The following is an 18,230-nucleotide window of genomic DNA, read 5'->3' on the forward strand; positions in this document are numbered from 1 at the left end:
GACCGGGCGGGTGCAGCGACGCTTCCGGCGGTACACTGCCGGCCCCATGGACTTCGGCGTCTGCGTCGCCAGCAAGATCGACGACATCGGCTACATCGAGAGGGCGGAAGCGCTCGGGTACAGCCATGCGTGGATCGCCGACAGCCAGATGATCTGGTCGGACTGCTATGCGGTGCTGGCGCTGGCCGCGGAGCGGACGAGCCGCATCAAGTTGGGGACCGGCGTCGCGATCACCGGAACGCGGATCGCGCCGGTCACGGCGCACAGCATCGCGACGATCAACAGGATCGCTCCGGGACGCACCTTCCTCGGCATCGGCGCCGGCAACACGGCGCTCCGACTGATGGGACACCGTCCGGTCGGCGTCAAGGAGTTCGGCGAGTACCTGCGCGTAGTGCGGGCGCTGCTCGACGGCCAGGAGGTCGACTTCACGTTCCGCGACCGCACGGAGCCGCTGCGCTTCCTGATGGAGGAACAGGGCTTCATCGCCACCGAGCCGCGCATCCCGATGTACGTCTCCGGCTTCGGTCCCAAGAGCCAGGGTCTGGCGGGCGAAGTCGGCGATGGCCTCGTCATGTCGATTCCGCCGAACGCCTCACTGTTCGACCGGGCGATCGAGAACTGCCGCCGCGGCGCCGAGGCGGCCGGCCACGACTTCGACCAGGACAGCTTCTACACGTGCTCGCTGACCACCGCCGTGATTCTGGAGCCCGGTGAGGATCTGGCCTCGCCGCGGGTGATCGAGGAGTGCGGTCCCTTCGTGCTCTCCGGCCTGCACTACCTCTACGACCAGCAGCACCAGTTCGACCGCGAGCCGCCGCCCCATGTGCGGCCGGTGTGGGACGAGTACTGCACACTCGTCGAGGAAACTCCTGCACGCGGACGACACCTGCGCGTCCACGCCGGCCACTGCACGTACTCCCTGCCGGAGGAGGAGCGGTTCGTCACGCCCGATCTCATCCGTGCGTCCTGTCTTACGGGAACCGCGGAGGAAGTGCGGGTCCAGGTCCGCACGCTCGCCGACGCCGGACTGGACCAGCTCATGCTGCTGCCCTCCCTTGCCACCCAGGAGCGGGTCATCCAGCAGTTCCACGACGAGGTCATGGCCCACCTGTAGCGAACGGTCGCTACGATCGCCCGATGTTGCTGCTGGTCCTTCCCTGGGACGCCGAGGCCGACGCGTCCGCCGAGTGGTGGTACCTCCGCCGCTGGCTCGCCTCTGAGGCTCGCGCCGTGTTCGGCGAAGTCGACGTCGTCTCCGAGCTGCCGGCCAAGCCGCCCGATGATGCAGAAGCAATCCTCGTCCTGAGGTCCTGTCGCGTCCTGGTTGGCCGCAAGTCTCTGCGCAGAATGCGAGAAGAACTCGCGGCGCACAGCCGTGACGGCGGCGACGGCGCCGTCTACGCCACCGACCTGACGACGACCGGGCCGGAGGCGGGCGCCGACCTGTTCACACTCGCGGACTTCGAACAGGCGGAGGCGGCCTGGCTGGCAGGTGACGGACCCGACGCGGCCACGGCTCCGTCCGGGGAAGGTACCTTCCCGGCAGCCCTGCTGTCCCCAGCGGCCACCGCCAGGTGTGTCTCGGGCGAGCGGATACCCGGTCCGCGAGCCGGCCTCTGCTACGAGTTCATCGACTACTACGGCGGCGAACGTGCCGATGTCCTGCCGCTCCTGCCACCAGACCTCGGGCCCGAATCCTCCGTCCTGGAGGTCGGTTGCGGCCGCGGCGCGACCGCGGCCCTGATCAGGGAGCGTCTGGGTTGCCGCACCGTCGGAATCGAACTGAATCCCGAAGCGGCACTGGCAGCCGAGAGCCGGCTCGACCGGGTGATTCGGGGTGACGTCCAGACCGTGGAACCCGGAGAGACCTTCGACGCGATCGTCGCCTTCGAGCTGTTCGAGCACCTGACCGACGGTCAGGCGTTCCTCGAACGCGCCGCCGGCTGGCTCCGTCCCGGCGGACGAATGGTCTTCTCCGTGCCGAATGTCGGGCACTACTCGGTCGTCGAGGACCTGATCGCCGGGCGCTGGGACTACATCCCCATGGGACTTCTCTGCGCGACCCACGTCCGCTTCTTCACCCGCCGCACGCTCGAGGACTGGTTGCATGCGGCCGGCTTCGACCGCTACCGGATCGACGCCCAGACCACTCCCCTGCCGGCCCGGATGGACGCGCTGCCGGAGTCGTTTGCGCCGGACCGCGAGAGCCTGACCACAGCCGGCTTCTACGTCTCGATCTTCACCTAGGGGCGGAACGCCCTCACCAGCGCTTCACCGGTGCGGCGTTCCGTGTAGGTCTCGGCAATCGCGCGTCCGGCCCGGCCGAGCCGCCGGCGCAGTTCCCGGTCACGCCACAGGCGCTCCACCGCGTCGCGAAGCGCCACCCCGTTACCGAACGGCACCTTGATCGAGGCCCGGTCTTCCGCATCGAGGTCGCGGTGGGAGGGAATGTCCGTCAGAACGCAGGGACGGGTACAGCCCATCGCCTCCAGAGCGAGCAGGCCGAAGCCCTCGAGAGGTGACGACGGCCCGACGCACAGATCGACGTCCTGGATCAATGCCGGAACCTCGGCGGGCGCAACGTGACGGTGCCGCTCCGCTTCAGGCCAGAAGGCGACTTCTTCCGCGTCCGCGTCGAGAGACAGCCGCACCAGCTCGAGACGGCCGCCGCTCCGTTCGAAGAGCGGACGCAGCGCCCGCAGGCACCAGGCCACCCCCTTGACCTCGAGATTCCAGTGCCCGCTGACCAGCACCCGTAGCCGTCCGTCCTCGATTCGCTCCCTCGCCGGCGGCCGGAACAGGTCCGGCTCGAAGGGCTGCGGAATCCACCGGGCCACTACGCCGTGACGATCGTGGATGGTACGGGCGAGGTGCGGCGACACGACCAGCTTCCGAGCCGGCAACTCGTACGCGGCTCGCATCACCTCGCGTTCGGCCACCGTCAAGGTCTCGTGACCCGGCTCGTACCCCTGGGAGAGGTGACACGCCAGGCGCTCGGCGATCTCGATCGCCGGAGCGACCGTCGGCGCCAACGTCCCCACCGCTACCTCGACCCGCGGCAACGATCGACCATCGAGGGTCCGAACCTGCCGGTAGAAGGTGTCCGCGCCATCGAACCAGTTCGGGCACGGATCCGGCGAGTGGACGGTTGCGTCGACTCCGAGGCCCCGAAGCGCCCGGACGTGCTGCAACACGACCTTGACGCCTCCATAGAGGGCGGCGCCGGGCAACAGGTAGGCGACTCTCAGGCCACGATTCCCAGGGGTGCCCGTGTCCTGTACGCGCCACGGGTGAAGTCCGGGAACTCGACCGGCTCGCTGCCCCGCGCGACCGAAAGCTCGCTCAGTTCGACCGGCGCCGACAGAGCCGCCGCATCGTAGACGTCCATGTCCATCGGTGTGCCCTCAAGGAGGCAGCGGATCAACCGGTAGTCCTCGAGATAGTCCATGCCCCCGTGACCGGCACCCTCGGCGTCGCCGGCCCGCTCCGTCCAGAGGGGATGCTCGAACCGCTCCCGGTAGGGTCCGACATCGCTCCAGTCGTGTCCCTCGGCCTCGCCTTCGATGAAGATGCGGTCAGGGAATCCGGCGAACACACCGCGCGTGCCCTGCACCAGGTTCAACCGACTGTAGGGCCTCGGGGTCGTCGTATCGTGTTGAAGCAGGATGCTGCGGCCGCGCCGCGTCCGGATCAGGCTCGAGTTCATGTCGCCGAGGGCATAGCGGACCCTGGCGCGCGGATCGTCGGCGCCGAAGCGCTCCGCCGCGTAGAGCGCCAGCCCCTTGGCGGGGCTCGACAGCGAGACCAGGTACTCGAAGCAGTCACCCCGGTTGATGTCCATGCACTGGGCTACGGGCCCAAGGCCGTGCGTCGGGTAGAGGTTCGCGTTGCGTTCGACCGAGTGCTGAAGCCGCCACAGCCCCTCGTTCGCGTCGGAGAACTTGAGCGACCGCAGGTCGTGAATGTAGGCAGCTTCGCCGTGCAGAAGTTCGCCGAACAGACCCTGCCGCACCATGTTCAGGACCATCATCTCGCTGCGGCCGTAGTTGCAGTTCTCCATCATCACGCAGTGGCGGGCGGTTCGTTCGGCAGTCTCGACGAGCCGCCAGCAGCCTTCGATCGTGATCGCGGCCGGCACCTCGACCGCCGTGTGCTTGCCGGTCTCCATCGCCTCGACGCACACTGGCACGTGCCACCGCCACGGCGTCGCGTTGAACACCAGGTCGACGTCGTCCCGCTCGCAGAGCCGCTTGAAGTCCGTCTCGTCCCGCGTGTAGAGCTCCGGCGGCTCATTGTCCGCGTCGACGACCCACGAGGCCACCTCCTCGGCACGGGGCTCGTCGATGTCGCAGACCGCCACGACGTCAACTCCCTCGATGCGCAGGAAGTTGCGCACGTGGCTGCCACCCTGCAGGCCGACGCCAACGAAGCCGATCCGAACCCGCTCGAGTGGAGGCGAGGCGAAACCCGCGCGGTACCCCTCGGCCGCCGCTTCGTTTTGCTGCGCGGGGCTCTGTCCCCCAGCCGGATCCTGCCCCGCCGCGGCGCGGGCGCGAAGAGCGGCAGCGGTCGCCGCCGGCCCCACCCAGGCCGCCTTCAGCAGATCCCGGCGCCCCCAATCGGGCATCCGCCTAGCGCCGCCAAACCCGTCGCAGGCTCCGTGTTTGGCCCCAGCCCCCACCTCCCTAGCACCTTGCGCCGTGGAACTCGCTTCGCTGCGTTCCACGGCGCAAGCTCCTAGAAGTTAAAGAAGTCGTCTTCGCCGGTGTCGCCGAGGTAGGACGCCTCTTCATCGAGCCACGCCTGGAACTCTTCCTCGGTGTGGACGGTCAGGAAGCCGCGCATCGAGTAATGGCTGTTGCCGCAGAGCTGGGCGCAGGCGATCTCGTAGACGTAGTCGGGATTGCCCGTCTCTTCCCGGATCTGGGCGGTCGTCTTCGTGGGTACGAACCACACCGGAATCGACAGCCCGGGAATGGCGTCCTGCTTGATCCGCATGTTCGGCAGGTTGAAGCTGTGGATCACGTCCTTGGACGACAGGTGGATGATCGCAGCTTGGTCGACCGGCAGGTGTAACTGGTTGACCGTCCAGATGTCGTCGGCGCCGTGCTCGTCGCTGCGGTCCAGGCCGATCGGGTTCGTCGCCTCGTCGACCAGGTTCACGTCCGCCGCACCGAACTCGCCGTCCGCGCCCGGATACCAGACGTTCCACGCGAACTGCTGGGCCACGACGCGGACGACGGTCGCTTCGGACTCGTCGGGCACTTCATCGACCCGTTCCGCCCACATCGGGATCGAGAAGCCGAGCAGGAGGATGCCCTCCGCGATCGCCACGGCGACCTCTCCCCACGTGCTCGCCTTGCTCTTGACGCCGACGTAGTCCGCCTTCGGATTCCGGCCGGCGCGAAAACGCATCAGCGTGTAGATGAAGAACACGCCCCAGACGACGAAGAGCGCGAGCATCAGGTAGTGCACAACGTCGATCATGTTGTCGATATCGCCGGCGTGCTCCGAAGCAGCCACCGGGAACATGGCATCCATCATGATTTGAGAGGCTCCTCAACTGTGCTCCACCAGGGCGGCACGGGGTCTTTCTGAGAGTACTCGCGGAACCGGCGCGCGCGGCGCCGGAGATAGAGGAAGAAGAGAACGAAGGCGATCTGCATCGCGAACACCGAACCGAGCAGGAACCAGGCGCCCGCGCGCGCGGCATCGAGCATTCCGCCACCCCCGCCGCCGCCGAAGATGCCCCCGCCGACGCCCTCGTCGCCCAGGCCGCCGTAGCAGGCCCTGCAGGCCCAGGCAGCGGGTTCGGAAGCGAACAGCCAGGCCGCGGCGACGACCGGGATCGTGCGGAACAGCTTGCGGCGCCGCGCCCACTCCTCTTCGGGCGTCGTGATCTTGCGCCAGAACCAGACGCCGTACCAGACCAGAGCGGCCGCGACCGCGAAGGACAGGAAGGCGCCTACCGCGTAGCCGCCGCCTTGGGCGAGGCACCAGCCGCCGAAGAACAGCGCCAGCAGGACGGCGCTGCCCACGAAGACGATGTGAATGACCTTCAGGTTCATGGTTCGATCAGTGCGGCTCGGCGCCTCCGCCGGAGGTGAAGTGTCCGAGCTGGTCGATCACCGAGGTCAGAAGTGGCAGGGCCACCAGGGCAACGAGGAACGCTCCCGTCAGCGCCAGAGCCCAGTAGATGACCCTCTTCTCGTCGATCAGGTGCATGAAGAAGCAGGCGACCAGGGACGCCTTCACGGTGGCGATGAACAGACCGATCGTCAGGGCCACCGGTACGGAAACGTCAAGGTAGTACGCGCCGACCGTGGCCAGGGTGCCTACCATCAGGGCGACGAACACCAGGATGTACGTACGGACGGTCTTGTCGAGATCGGCGTGGTCACTCATGGGCTGCAAGTCGCTCCAGGGTAGCTATCGGATGAGGCAATCAGGCCGTCGCCTACAGGAGGTAGAAGACGGGGAAGAGGAAGATCCAGACGAGGTCGACGAAGTGCCAGAACAGCCCCGAGTGCTCGACCCGGTCGGTCAACCACTGGCGGTTGGTGTGGAACAGCTTCGACCCCGGCCCGGTGAAGTAGGCGTTCCACGCCATGCCGCCGATCACGTGGAGGGCGTGCAGCCCCGTCATCGTGAAGTAGATCGCGAGGTAGGTGTTCGACGACGGAAAGTGGTCGTGCGCGAACTTCGCCGTGTACTCGAAGTACTTGATGACGAGGAAGATGCCGCCACAGCCGACGGTGGCCCACCCGAACAGCTTGAACCGGCCCAACTGCCCGCGCATCAGGGAAGCCCAGGCCATCACCATCGTCAGACTGGAAGCGATCAGCACGATCGTGTTGATCGTGGCCAGCGGAATGTTCAGCTCCGCCTCTTCCTGCATGTGAGCCCACTGCCCGTCCGACCCGAGGCGCAGCATGATGAAGGTGGCGAACAGCGCACCGAACAGCATGACCTCCGAGGTCAGGAACAGCCAGATCCCGATCTTGCCGTTGTTGAGGCCCGTTTCGGGGTGGGCTTCTACCGTGTACGGAATTTCCATCTCTTGTGCGCCCTCGAACGGTCAGGTGGAGGCCGGTTCGGCCTGTGGGACGTAGTCCTGGTCGCTACCCGGGACGCTGTACTCGTACGGCCCGCGCACAACCTCGATCGGCTGATCGAAGTTGCCGTGCGGAGCCGGCGACGGCGCCAACCACTCGACCGTGGTCGAGTTCCAGGGGTTGCGGCCGGCCTTCTTGCCGTTCCGGATGCTCATGAAGAAGTTGATGATGAACGGAATCTGGGCCACCGCCAGGCACCAGGCCGAAACGGACATCATCCGGTTCAGGCCCGCGACCTCACCGGCGAAGTCGTAGGTGATGCCGCCGTCGGCCAGACGCCGGGAGACGCCGTTCAGGCCCTGGACCATCATCGGGAAGAAGACGCCGTTCATGAAGACGAGCGAGGGCCAGAAGTGCAGCTTGCCGAGGGTCTCGTTCATCATGCGGCCGGTGACCTTCGGGAACCAGTAGTAGACGCCGGCGAACAGCGCGAACAACGTTCCCGGCGCGACCACGTAGTGGAAGTGGCCGATCACGTAGTAGGTGTCGTGGAGCGGAATGTCCGCCGCTGACAGCCCGAGCGGCAAGCCCGTCAGTCCTCCGATGCCGAACATCGGCAGGAAGCCGAGCGCGAAGAGCATCGCCGTGTTGAAGCGGATGGAACCGCCCCATAACGAGATGAACAGGGCGCTCAGGATGATCACCGACGGGATCGAGATGATCATCGTCGTCGTCTGGAAGAAGGTGGACATCACCGAACCCATGCCGGTGATGAACATGTGGTGCGCCCAGACGATGAAGCTCATGAAGCCGAGGAAGATCAGCGAATACACCATCGAGCGGTAGCCCCAGAGCGGCTTGCGCGAGTTGTTCGCGATGACCTCGGCGACGATGCCCATCGCCGGCAGGATCAGGACGTAGACCTCGGGGTGAGCAAGGAACCAGAACAGGTGCTGCCAGAGCAGCGGGCTGCCGCCGCCGCTGAACTCCGCGACCTCACCGCCGATCACCAGGCCATCGGGGATGAAGAAGCTCGTGGACGCCACCCGGTCCATCAACTGCAGCACGCCCGCGGCCTCGAGCGGCGGGAAGGCGAGCAGCAGCAGGAACGCGGTGACGATCTGCGCCCAGCAGAAGAACGGCAGGCGCATCCAGGTCATACCGGGGGCGCGCAACTGGATGGCGGTGGTGATGAAGTTGATCGCACCCAGCAGCGACGAGGTGATCAGGAAGATCATCCCGATCAGCCAGGCCGTCTGGCCGTTGAGCGCGGTGTCGGCGAGCGGCGAGTAGGAGGTCCAGCCGTTGCCCGCGGCCCCGTTCGGCAGGAAGAAGCTGCCGAACATCGTCACGCCGCCCATGAACAGGCACCAATAGCTGATCATGTTGATCCGCGGGAACGCCATGTCCGGCGCCCCTAGCTGCAGCGGCATGACGAAGTTGCCGAATCCGCCGACCGCCAGCGGCACGACGCCGAGGAACACCATGATCGTGCCGTGCATGGCGCCGAGTTCATTGTAGAAGTCCGGCAGCATGATGCCGCCGGGCGCCCGGTTCTCGCCGAAGAGCGAGCCGACGAACGGAATCGGCTCGCCCGGGTAGGCGAGCTGCCAGCGCATCAGCATCATCAGGACGAACCCGAAGAGCAGGAACGCCAGACCGGTGACGGAGTACTGGACGCCGATCACCTTGTGGTCGGTCGAGAAGATGAACTTCCGCCAGAAGCTCTGCTCGTGGTGATGCTCTTCGTGTGCGGGTGAAGCGTGAACGGGCTCCGCCATGGACGCCGCTCCTTTCCTGGTCCTCTTATCTCGATCCGGTCAAGACGACGTGCCGGACTACTTGGGGCCCTCGAACACGAAGTTCAGGGTCTGCGTGTCGCTGGCGCCGACGGTGACGGTCTGGGTCAGCGCCCCGTCGTTCCCGAAGTTCGGGACTTCGTGCCGGGCCTCGATCGTGTACGTGCCGGCCGGCAGATTCTCGATCCTGAACGAGCCGTCCATGCCGGTCACGGCGTAGAACGGGTGATCGACCACCGTGACCCACGAACCCATCCAGGGATGGACGTCGCACTTGATCCGAAAACGTTCCGTCTTGCCGAACTCGTAGTCGGCCTCGGTCACGTTGGCCGGCATCGCTCGGTTGAACGGCGGGTTGTCCTTGGACAGCGAGTGGACGTTGTGCAGCAGGCCGTCGGAGTTCTTCACCTTGAACTGCTGTCCGACCTGCACGCCCATCACGTGGGGCGTGTAGATGCAGCCCTTCTGGTCCATGACGACCGGCTCGGAGGGCGCGTCGAAACTCTTGCCCTCGAGTCCCTTCGTCACCATGACGAAGACGTTGGCGAGGGCATTGTCGGCACCGAGGACGAGCGTCTCCGGCTTGACGGCGCCGCTGTGCTTCGCCTCGCACTTGGGATCGGCTCCCATCTTCAGTGCCGGGAAGTTCGGCACGCGGCCGTCGTAGGTGATCTTGCCGACAATCGTGCCGCCGAGAGCCACCGAGGAAGTGGCCAGGGCGAGAGCGAGAAGAACGGCACAGACGCGGATCGTCTGCTTCGGAATCATGTCGATGCTCCTTGACAGGGAGTGGTGTTTGGGTTGACGAGGCGGGACCGGCAGCGTAACAAGGACGGGGGCGCGGAACAAGAACGGATCGCAGGCGCGGCGGCGCGGGTCTGCCGTTCCTCAGATGTTCTCGAAGGCCAACGACTCGACCAGGCGGGGGTCGCGGGTCGGGAGCAGGGCACCGCGGCCCATGAGCCAGCTCACCACCGCGATGAACAAGCCCCCGACGCCGAGAAGCGAAGTCAGGTCGAGCAGGCTGAAGGTCATTTCCCGGTGCAGGTTCGGCATGACCAGCCAGAACACGTCCCAGAGATGCATGGCCAGCATCCACAGGGCGCCGATCAGCAGCAGGACGCGGTTTCGCTTGATCGTCCGCGGCATCAGGAAGAAGAACGGGACGGCAAAGTGCCCGATCGCCAGCAGCAAGGTCGCCGACCGCCAGTTCGCCGGGTTGAGGTCCGTGCCGTGCAGGCGGCTCAGGAACCAGTTCGTCTCCTCCGGGATGTTCGCGTACCAGATGAGGAAAAACTGGCTGAAGGCGATGTAGGCCCAGAACACGGTGAAGGCGAACAGCAGCTTGCCGAGGTCGTGCAGGTGCTCGCCGGTGATCACGCCCCGGAAATGGCCCGTGAAGTCCAGCGACAGCGTCAGAACGGTCAGGGCCGCGAAGGCCGCGATGACCGTGCCGGCGAAGAAGTAGACGCCGAACATCGTCGAGTACCAGTGCGGTTCGAGTGACATCAGCCAGTCGAAGCCGGCGAAGCTGAGGGTGACCGCGAACAGGAACACGCCGACCGGACTGAAGCGCGCCATCCGCCGGGACAGCGCCTCGTCACCGCTCTCGTCCTGGCGCCGAGACGCGCTCCGGTAGTAGAGCGCCAGGCCGCTCCAGACGGCGAAGTAGATCGCCGTGCGAAGCCAGAAGCCGGTTTCGTTGAGCCACGGTTCCTTGACCTGGAGCAGCCGGTCATGCGCGACCGCGTCGGCATGGGTCCAGTGAAAGAGGTCGTACATGCCGAAGGCCACGACGGGAACGAACAGCACCGCCATCAACGGCACGGCGCAGGCCAGGTTCTCGGCCAGACGCCGAACGACGACGCCCCAGCCGGCCTTCGTCGCGTGGTGGATCAGCACGAAGAAGAGGGAGCCGAGGCCGATGCAGAGGAAGAAGACGACCGCCACGAGCCAGGAGTGAAAGAACTGCTTCGCGCTCTCCTTGGAGCCCGCCGCCAGCACGATCGACACGATCGTGAAAAGCGCTCCGACCCCTCCGGCGACGAGCGGCAACCGCGCCCAGCCGCTGCCCGGCCGGATCACGAGGCGGTCGAGATCGACGATGCGGGGTCCGTGTGCCATCAGGCGCGCTCTCCCCCGTCGCCGTCATCCGCGGGATCCTCGATCGGCACGTGCTCGACCTCGGCCGCTCCGAGCCCGCTCAGGAACTCGGCCGTGTCCTCGTCGTCGTACTTCGGATCCCAGGCCTCGATCGCGATGAAGAGGCCGTCGTCGGTCACCCGGGCGAAGTTCGGCGAGCGGAACAGCGGATGGTGGTAGGTCGGCAGCTTGTTGAACGCGAACATGCCGAGCACCGCGCCCAGCGCCGCGCCGAGCACGCCGAGCTCGAAGGTCACCGGCACGAACGCCGGCCAGGTGAAGAGCGGCTTGCCGCTGATGACCAGCGGATAGGCCATGATGTGAACCCAGCTCTGCAGGCCGAAGCCGAGCCCGGCGCCGCCAAGACCCGTCGCCAGCACGACGAACGGCAGCTTGGACGGCTTGAGCCCCATCGCCTTCTCCAGGCCGTGGACCGGGAACGGCGTGAGCGCGTCCCACTTCGAGTACCCAGCGTCCCGGACCGCCTCGCAGGCGCGGTAGAGCTCCTTCGCGGTCCTGAAGCGGGCCAGCACGCCGTAGTGGCTGTAGCCGCCGGACGCTTCGGGTACGTCCAGTCGCATCAGGCCCATGTCAGGCCCCTCCCCCACCGGCCGGCGCGGCCTGCGGCACGGCCTCCCCATCGGCACCGCCCCGCACCACGCGCACGAGCTCCTCGCCCTGGTGGGGGTCGGCTTCCGGCAGGACGGTCTTGACCTCCGCCGTCGCCACCAGGGGCAGGAAGCGGGCGAACAGACAGAACATCGTGAAGAACAGGCCGAAGCTGCCGATCAGCGAGGCGAAGTCCCAGAACGTGGCCTGGTAGTAGTCCCAGTTCGCGGGCAGGAAGTCGCGGTGCAGCGACGAAGTGACGATCACGAACCGCTCGAACCACATGCCGATGTTGATCAGGATCGAGGAGATGAACAGCCAGCCGATGTGGTTGCGCATCTTCTTGATCCAGAACAGCTGCGGCGTGATCACGTTGCAGCTCACCATGATCCAGTAGGCCCAGGCGTACGGACCCAGGGCCCGGTTGGCGAAGGCGAACTGCTCGTAGGGGTTGCCGCTGTACCAGGCGATGAACATCTCGATGCCGTACGCGTAGCCGACCATGCAGCCTGTGAGCAGCATGATCTTGGCCATGTTCTCGAGGTGGCGCATCGTGATGATGTCCTCCATCTTGAACACGACCCGGCAGATCAGCATCAGGGTCATGACCATCGCGAAGCCGGAGAAGATCGCGCCGGCGACGAAGTACGGCGGGAAGATCGTCGTGTGCCAGCCCGGCAACTGGGCGGTGGCGAAGTCCATCGACACGACCGAGTGGACCGAAAGCACCAGCGGCGTCGCCAGTCCGGCGAGCATCAGGTAGGCCCGCTCGTAGTGGAGCCAGTTGCGGTGCGAACCGCGCCAGCCGAGCGCGAAGATGCCGTAGGCGATCTGTTTGATCCGCGTCTTCGCGCGGTCGCGGATCGTCGCCAGGTCGGGGATCAGGCCCACGTACCAGAACATCAGGGACACCGTGCCGTAGATCGACACGGCGAACACGTCCCAGATCAGCGGACTGCGGAAGTTCGGCCACATGTCCATCTGGTTCGGCAGCGGGAACATCCAGTACGCGACCCATACTCGGCCGACGTGGATGCCGGGGAAGACCAGGGCGCACATGACGGCGAAGATCGTCATCGCCTCCGCGGCGCGGTTGATCGACGTCCGCCACTTCTGACGGAACAGGAACAGGATCGCCGAGATCAGCGTGCCAGCGTGGCCGATGCCGACCCAGAAGACGAAGTTGACGATCGCGAAGCCCCAGTTGACCGGGTTGTTCAGGCCCCAGATGCCGGTGCCCTCCCAGAACAGCCAGCCGATCGAAACCCCGAACAGGCCCAGCATCGCCAGCGACGGCAGGAAGAAGAGCCACCAGCCGATCGGCGTCTTCCGCTCGACCGGCTCTGCGACCGCTTCCGTCAGCGAACGGAAGTCGTAGCCGCCAACGATCAGCGGCGCACGTCCGGCGACGGGCTCGTGAGTGTTGTCCTGACTCTGTGCCATCGAGGGCGTAGAAGTAGGGCGGCGGTACCCTCAAGGGCGGCCGGGCCACGGATCGCGCGGAAGCTAACATCGGCCCCCATTCGGGTCAAGGAAACCAGCCGGCCGAAGCCGAATCCCGAGGTCGGGAGCGAGAGACGCGCGTAGAATCGCGTGTCATGACCGATCTCAAGCATTCTCTCCGCGGATTCCTGTTTCCTGTCCTTGGGTTGCTCGTCGTCGCGTCGGCCGGCTGCGGCGGTGACGCGGGCAGCGATCCGCCGCCGGAACCGGCCGCCGAGGCCCCGCCGACAGAGCCGCTCGGCAGCAGCACGATCGCCGGCGCCGTCCGCTACGACGGCGACCTGCCCCGGTTGCAACCCCTGAACATGGACGCCGACCCGGCCTGCGCCGCCAAGCACACCGAACCCGTCTTCCCCGAGACTCTCGACGTCGACGAACAGGCCGGGCTGGCCAACGTCCTGGTCTACGTCGCCGACAACCTTCCCCCGGGGCCGTACCCCCTGGCGGAGCCTCCGGTGATCGACCAGGTGGGCTGCCGCTACACACCCCACGTCGCCGGCATCATGGTCGGCCAGGAACTCCTGGTCCTGAACTCCGATGAACTGCTGCACAACGTCCATTCGCTGTCCGAGGTCAACGCGCCCTTCAACCGCGCGATGCCGGGGGCCATCAAGCGCGCCACCTTCTCCTTCACCGACGAGGAGCCGGCGTTCCGCATCAAGTGCGACGTTCACCCGTGGATGTCGACCTACCTGGCGGTGTTCGACCATCCCTACTTCGCCGTCACCGGAACGGACGGCTCGTTCGAGATTCCCGGGCTCCCGGCCGGCACCTACACGATCGAGGCCTGGCACGAACGTCTAGGCACGATGCGGTCCGGCGTCACCCTGCTCGACGGCCTCACCGCCACGGTCGATCTCACGTTCGCGCAGCCGGAGTCGCCGGCGGCTCAGTGACGGGCTGACTGCGGCGCCCGGTCAGGACTCGAGCGTCCGCCACAGCTCGGCGAGGGCCTCGTCCGGATCGTCGACCTTGATCGTCGTCATGCCGAGAGCCCGCGCCGTCTTCAGGTTCGATCCGATGTCGTCGAGGAACACCGCTTCCCGCGGCTCGACGCCGAGCCGGGAGCACGCCAGTTCGTAGATCGCCGGGTCCGGCTTGCGCAGGCCGACCACGCTCGATTCGACGTAGTCGTGGAACAAGGCGCGGACCTCGGCCCGCATCGCTGCGTCCTCCGCATTCTTCGGTTCGCGTTCCTCCTCGCTGACCCAGTTGTTGGTCAGCGCCGCCACCGTGTAGCCCTCCGCCCGCAGCCGCCGTATCGCCTCGACCATCCGCGGCCGCGCCATCGATTCCTCGGCGATCGCCGCCATCATGTCCTCGGCCGAGAAGCGCCCGGCGACCGCCGGATCGGCCGCCTCGACGTCGCGGTCAAAGGCGGCGAAGAACTCCGGCCCCATGACGAGTTCGCCGCGCTCCATCCGCTGCCAGGAACCTGCCGGCCCGGCCGACACGACCAGGCGGTTGACGAAGTTCTCCTCGATCCCATTCTCCAGCTCATAACGGCGGATCGCATGCAGGGGCGAGCCGAAGACGACGCCGCCGAGGTCGAAGATGACTGCTCGGTATTCCACTAGCCAATCCTCCAACGGCTCGCCCCGGGGCGAGCCGCGGCAACCCGGCAGATGACGCCGCCGAGGTCGAAGATGACCGCTCGGTACTTCATTCGCGTCTCATTTCGGTGAAGCGATTCCCCTAGCGCAGCAGCGTCCGCGGCAACGGCGGGAAGCCGTCCGGCGCCGGCGCGACTCCGGAGACCAGGGCCTGCTCATCGCGCCAGCGGTAGTCGAGGATGTGGATCCTCGGGTCGACGGGTTCGTAGCTTCCATCGTTCCGGCGGCGGAGGATGCCATAGTGCAGGTTCGGTTCGACGCTCCAGCCGGTCATCCCCACCGTCCCGATCCTCTGGCCGCGCTCGACTCGCTGTCCGGCGCGAACCTCGGTCTCTTCCAGGTGCCCGTAGACCGTGATGAAACCGTCGCCGTGGCGGATTCCCAGCATGCGGCCGTAGCGTCTCCACGCGGGTCCCAGGGCGGTACCGCGACCCGCGAAGGTCACCCGCCCGGCGGCGGTTGCCCGGACCGGCGCGCCGGCCGGGGCCGCCAGATCGATCCCGTGGTGGAACTCGGCGACCGAAGTCACGCGGTTCGTGGTCTCGCCGAAGGGGGCCACCAGAACGAAGTCGTCGCCGCGCAGCGGGGACGCCGACGGGGTGAACTGGACCAGGTCAGGCCGCTCTGTCTCGACGCCGACCGCGGCTTCCAGGCGACCGGCGAGGCGCCCGATGACACCCTCGACATCCTCTTCGATCGCCTCTCGCACCTCCCGGGTCTCCTCTGCGGAGATCGTCGCTCCCGGCGCGATTCCAAGATCGACCGGCAGTCCGCAGGCAGCAGCAGCCCCCTCGACGCCGTAGGCGAGAACCACCTTGCAGAGACGGTCGTCGAGATCGGAAGCCACGGCGCGCATCTCCTCGTAGCGTCCGGTGAGCGCCTCGAATCTCTCGCCGACACGCAGGCGCGCCTCGACCAGTTCGACCTCATCGGCGCGGAACAACTCGAGCCCCACCAACGTCGGCGCCGCGGCGACGGCGTTGACGAAGTAGGCGAGGAACACGACGGTCAGGGAGACGACGAGCTGCAGCCGCAGCTTCGTGACCCTCATGTAGCGCACATTGCCGCGCGGGCCGTGAACCTGGATCTCCCAGAGGCTGTAGTTGCCGCCAGGGCGCCGGTCAGCCATCACGTCCCGCCGCTCCGGCGCCGGCCATCCGGCCGAAGACCGCGCCGGCCGTCAGGCCGGAACCGCCGGGGTAGTTGTCATAGAACAGGCCTCCAACCAGTTCGCCGGCCGCGAACAGGCCCGGTAGCGCTCCGCCCGCCTCGTCCAGGACCCGCGCCCTGGCGTCCACCGACAGACCGCCGAAGGTGAACGTGATGCCGCAGGTGACGGCGTACGCCTCGAAGGGCGGCTGCTCGAGCGGATTGGCCCAGTTCGACTTCTCCGGGTCGAGACCGCGGGTCGATCTTCCGTCCCGGACGCTGGGATCGAAGGGCACGTCCCGCCGCACGGCGTCGTTGAACTCCCGCACCGTGCGGAGGAAACCCGGTTCGTCGACGCCCTCGAGGTGGCCCGCGAGCTCCTCCACCGAGCCGGCCCTGACCGCGGTCGCATGCGACTGCCGGTACTCGTCCCTGAGCAAACCGGCGACCCGGGCGTCGAAGACCTGCCATGCGAACCGGCCTGGCTGCTCCAGTACCTCGCGGCCGTAGCGCGCGTAGGTGTAGTTCCGGAAGTCCGCGCCCTCGTCGAGGAATCGCTCGCCGCGGGCGTTGACGACGATGCCCAGCGGATAGCTGTGCTTCTGGTAGCGATGCCGGACCTCCAGATTGCCGACTTCGGGCGCGTTCAGGTCCCAGGCGACCGCGTGACAGCCGGTCCACTGTCCGGCGCGCGCCGCGCCGGCTTCGAGCGCCATCCGTATGCCGTCGCCCGTGTTGTAGCGGCTGCCGCGCACCCTGGCCGCTTCCCAACCCTCGCCCAGGTGCTGCCGCCGCCACTCGCGGTTGGCCTCGAACCCGCCGCTGGCCAGCACCACGGCGTCCGCCGGCATGGAACGGACGCCCGACGGTTCGTCGACTTCGACGCCGCGAACCGCCCCACCGTCCATCAGCAGACCGACCGCGCGGTGCTCGTGGAGGATCCCGATGCCGGTCCGCTCCGCCGCCCGCCGCAGCGACGCCACCAGGCCGGGGCCGCCGCCCCGCGCCTGCAGGGTCAGGCCACCCCAGAACCGGCGCTTGCCGTTGACCTCGAACGCCTGACCGGAGTAGAGCGGAACGAACTCCACGCCGAGCCCACGCATCCAGCGCAGCGTGGGACGGCTTCGAGCGACGAGTGCCGCGATCAGAGCCGGGTCGGCCCGCCCGCCGCTCATCCGCTCCAGGTCCCGGAGGAACCGACCCTCCGGGTAGGACCCGAAGTCGCTTGCCCCGACTTCTTCGGCGCTCAGGGGACCGGCCACTTCCTGCAGCTCGTCGAGACCCGAATACGCGAACCGCATCGACGCCATCGTGAACCGGCTGTTGCCGCCGTGCTCCGGCCGGGGCGCACGTTCGAGCACCGTCACCGACGCACCGCTCTCACGCGCCGAAAGCGCGGCGCACAGTGCCGCATTGCCCGCGCCGACGACGACGACATGCCGCTTGACTGCTGCCCGTTCCTCCATGATCTCCCCGCGTCCGGCGCGGAAAGGTAGCGTAGCCCGCCTACTCAGGGAGACTCTCGGCATGGACGATTCGAAGAGCAGCTACGACGTCGCGCACACGAACGGCCGCTTCGCCGGCAAGGTCGCCGTCGTGACCGGCGCCGCAGGCGGCTTTGGCCGGGCGATCGCTCGACGACTCGCCCGCGAGGGCGCCGCCGTGGCGCTCGCGGACATCGACTCATCCAACGGGAAACGGACGACGGCACAACTCGCGAAGCGCGGCGCAAGAGTCCTCTTCGAAACCGTCGACGTCTCGCAGGATGACGACCTGCGCCGACTGATGGAGCGGACCTGCGGCGCGTTCGGCGGCATCGACATCCTGGTGAACAACGCGGGCTACTGCCACCGGGCGAAGCCGCTCTGGGAACTACCCGAGGCGGACTACGACCGCATCTTCGAGGTCAACGTCAAGAGCGTCTATCTGGGCGCCGTGCATGGCGTGCCGCGACTGCTCGAACGCGGCGGTGGCGTGATCGTGAACACCGCCTCGATCGGCGCGGTTCGCCCGCGCCCGCGCCTGACCGCTTACAACGCGACGAAGGGGGCCGTCGTCACGTTGACGCGGGGCCTGGCCTCGGAACTCGCTCCGCACGGCATTCGGGTCAACGCGGTCAACCCGGTCGCCGCCGACACGGACTTCATGAAGGGGCCGTCCGGTGGCCGGCCGCTGGGCGAAAAGGGACGCGAGATCCTCGAGGCGACGATCCCGCTCGGCCGCCTCGCCGAACCGGAGGACGTCGCCGCCGCCGTCGCCTATCTCGCCTCCGACGACGCCGCCTTCCTCACCGGCGTCTGCCTCGACGTCGACGGAGGCCGCAGCATCGGCTGACGACGGTTGCCGGGGCCGCCAGG

Annotated in this window: 18 protein-coding genes; 4 read left to right on the forward strand and 14 right to left on the reverse strand. The window is 67.2% G+C overall.

Features of this window, described 5'->3' with window-relative positions; genetic code table 11:
* Positions 1-46: 46 nt before the first annotated feature.
* Together OXG83_06115 and OXG83_06120 are read left to right on the forward strand one after the other, a co-directional pair.
* Positions 47-1,117, forward strand: a complete 1,071-nt coding sequence (locus OXG83_06115; GenBank protein ID MCY3964590.1) for an LLM class flavin-dependent oxidoreductase — start codon at positions 47-49, stop codon at positions 1,115-1,117.
* A gap of 23 nt (positions 1,118-1,140) precedes the next feature.
* Positions 1,141-2,250, forward strand: coding sequence for a class I SAM-dependent methyltransferase (locus tag OXG83_06120; GenBank protein ID MCY3964591.1), 1,110 nt, complete (start codon positions 1,141-1,143; stop codon positions 2,248-2,250).
* On the opposite strand, the gene OXG83_06125 is transcribed toward OXG83_06120, so the two are convergent.
* The 11 genes from OXG83_06125 to nrfD form a co-directional block, all read right to left on the reverse strand.
* Positions 2,247-3,233: a glycosyltransferase family 4 protein gene (locus OXG83_06125; GenBank protein MCY3964592.1), complete on the reverse strand. Its 987-nt coding sequence runs from the start codon at positions 3,231-3,233 to the stop codon at positions 2,247-2,249. The genes OXG83_06120 and OXG83_06125 overlap by 4 nt on opposite strands.
* A 14-nt stretch (positions 3,234-3,247) precedes the next feature.
* Complete coding sequence (locus OXG83_06130; GenBank protein ID MCY3964593.1) at positions 3,248-4,630, reverse strand: Gfo/Idh/MocA family oxidoreductase; 1,383 nt, start codon at positions 4,628-4,630, stop codon at positions 3,248-3,250.
* A gap of 110 nt (positions 4,631-4,740) precedes the next feature.
* Positions 4,741-5,547, reverse strand: coding sequence for a cytochrome c oxidase subunit II (locus OXG83_06135; GenBank protein ID MCY3964594.1), 807 nt, complete (start codon positions 5,545-5,547; stop codon positions 4,741-4,743).
* Positions 5,544-6,071, reverse strand: a complete 528-nt coding sequence (locus tag OXG83_06140) for a hypothetical protein (protein MCY3964595.1) — start codon at positions 6,069-6,071, stop codon at positions 5,544-5,546. The genes OXG83_06135 and OXG83_06140 overlap by 4 nt, the downstream gene beginning before the upstream one ends.
* Positions 6,072-6,078: 7 nt before the next feature.
* On the reverse strand, positions 6,079-6,408 hold the full coding sequence (locus OXG83_06145) for a cytochrome C oxidase subunit IV family protein (protein ID MCY3964596.1): 330 nt from the start codon (positions 6,406-6,408) through the stop codon (positions 6,079-6,081).
* Positions 6,409-6,460: 52 nt separating this feature from the next.
* Positions 6,461-7,060, reverse strand: a complete 600-nt coding sequence (locus tag OXG83_06150; protein MCY3964597.1) for a cytochrome c oxidase subunit 3 — start codon at positions 7,058-7,060, stop codon at positions 6,461-6,463.
* Between the two features lie 21 nt (positions 7,061-7,081).
* Positions 7,082-8,839 (reverse strand): cbb3-type cytochrome c oxidase subunit I, encoded by a 1,758-nt coding sequence (locus tag OXG83_06155; GenBank protein ID MCY3964598.1) that lies wholly within the window; start codon positions 8,837-8,839, stop codon positions 7,082-7,084.
* 57 nt (positions 8,840-8,896) lie between these two features.
* Positions 8,897-9,625 carry a carboxypeptidase regulatory-like domain-containing protein gene (locus tag OXG83_06160; GenBank protein ID MCY3964599.1) on the reverse strand — a complete coding sequence of 243 codons (729 nt, stop codon included), beginning with the start codon at positions 9,623-9,625 and terminating at the stop codon, positions 8,897-8,899.
* Between the two features lie 120 nt (positions 9,626-9,745).
* Positions 9,746-10,981: a quinol:cytochrome C oxidoreductase gene (locus OXG83_06165; GenBank protein ID MCY3964600.1), complete on the reverse strand. Its 1,236-nt coding sequence runs from the start codon at positions 10,979-10,981 to the stop codon at positions 9,746-9,748.
* On the reverse strand, positions 10,981-11,589 hold the full coding sequence (locus OXG83_06170) for a DUF3341 domain-containing protein (protein ID MCY3964601.1): 609 nt from the start codon (positions 11,587-11,589) through the stop codon (positions 10,981-10,983). Before OXG83_06170 ends, OXG83_06165 begins: the two co-directional genes overlap by 1 nt.
* Before the next feature lies 1 nt (position 11,590).
* Positions 11,591-13,051 carry a polysulfide reductase NrfD gene (nrfD, locus tag OXG83_06175; protein ID MCY3964602.1) on the reverse strand — a complete coding sequence of 487 codons (1,461 nt, stop codon included), beginning with the start codon at positions 13,049-13,051 and terminating at the stop codon, positions 11,591-11,593.
* Between the two features lie 155 nt (positions 13,052-13,206).
* On the opposite strand from nrfD, the gene OXG83_06180 reads away from it, so the two are divergent.
* Positions 13,207-14,007: a carboxypeptidase regulatory-like domain-containing protein gene (locus OXG83_06180; protein ID MCY3964603.1), complete on the forward strand. Its 801-nt coding sequence runs from the start codon at positions 13,207-13,209 to the stop codon at positions 14,005-14,007.
* A 21-nt stretch (positions 14,008-14,028) separates the two neighbouring features.
* Here the strand turns inward: OXG83_06180 and OXG83_06185 are convergent, their stop codons facing one another.
* From OXG83_06185 to tcuA, 3 genes are all read right to left on the reverse strand, one after another.
* Positions 14,029-14,685 (reverse strand): HAD family phosphatase, encoded by a 657-nt coding sequence (locus OXG83_06185; GenBank protein ID MCY3964604.1) that lies wholly within the window; start codon positions 14,683-14,685, stop codon positions 14,029-14,031.
* Positions 14,686-14,806: 121 nt separating this feature from the next.
* Complete coding sequence (locus tag OXG83_06190; GenBank protein MCY3964605.1) at positions 14,807-15,853, reverse strand: M23 family metallopeptidase; 1,047 nt, start codon at positions 15,851-15,853, stop codon at positions 14,807-14,809.
* Positions 15,846-17,339 (reverse strand): FAD-dependent tricarballylate dehydrogenase TcuA, encoded by a 1,494-nt coding sequence (tcuA, locus tag OXG83_06195; GenBank protein ID MCY3964606.1) that lies wholly within the window; start codon positions 17,337-17,339, stop codon positions 15,846-15,848. Before tcuA ends, OXG83_06190 begins: the two co-directional genes overlap by 8 nt.
* Positions 17,340-17,400: 61 nt before the next feature.
* On the opposite strand from tcuA, the gene OXG83_06200 reads away from it, so the two are divergent.
* Entirely contained in the window at positions 17,401-18,207 is an 807-nt protein-coding gene (locus OXG83_06200; GenBank protein ID MCY3964607.1) for an SDR family oxidoreductase, read from the forward strand.
* Positions 18,208-18,230: the final 23 nt, after the last annotated feature.

The organism is Acidobacteriota bacterium (genome assembly GCA_026707545.1).
Taxonomy (GTDB): domain Bacteria; phylum Acidobacteriota; class Thermoanaerobaculia; order Multivoradales; family Multivoraceae; genus Multivorans.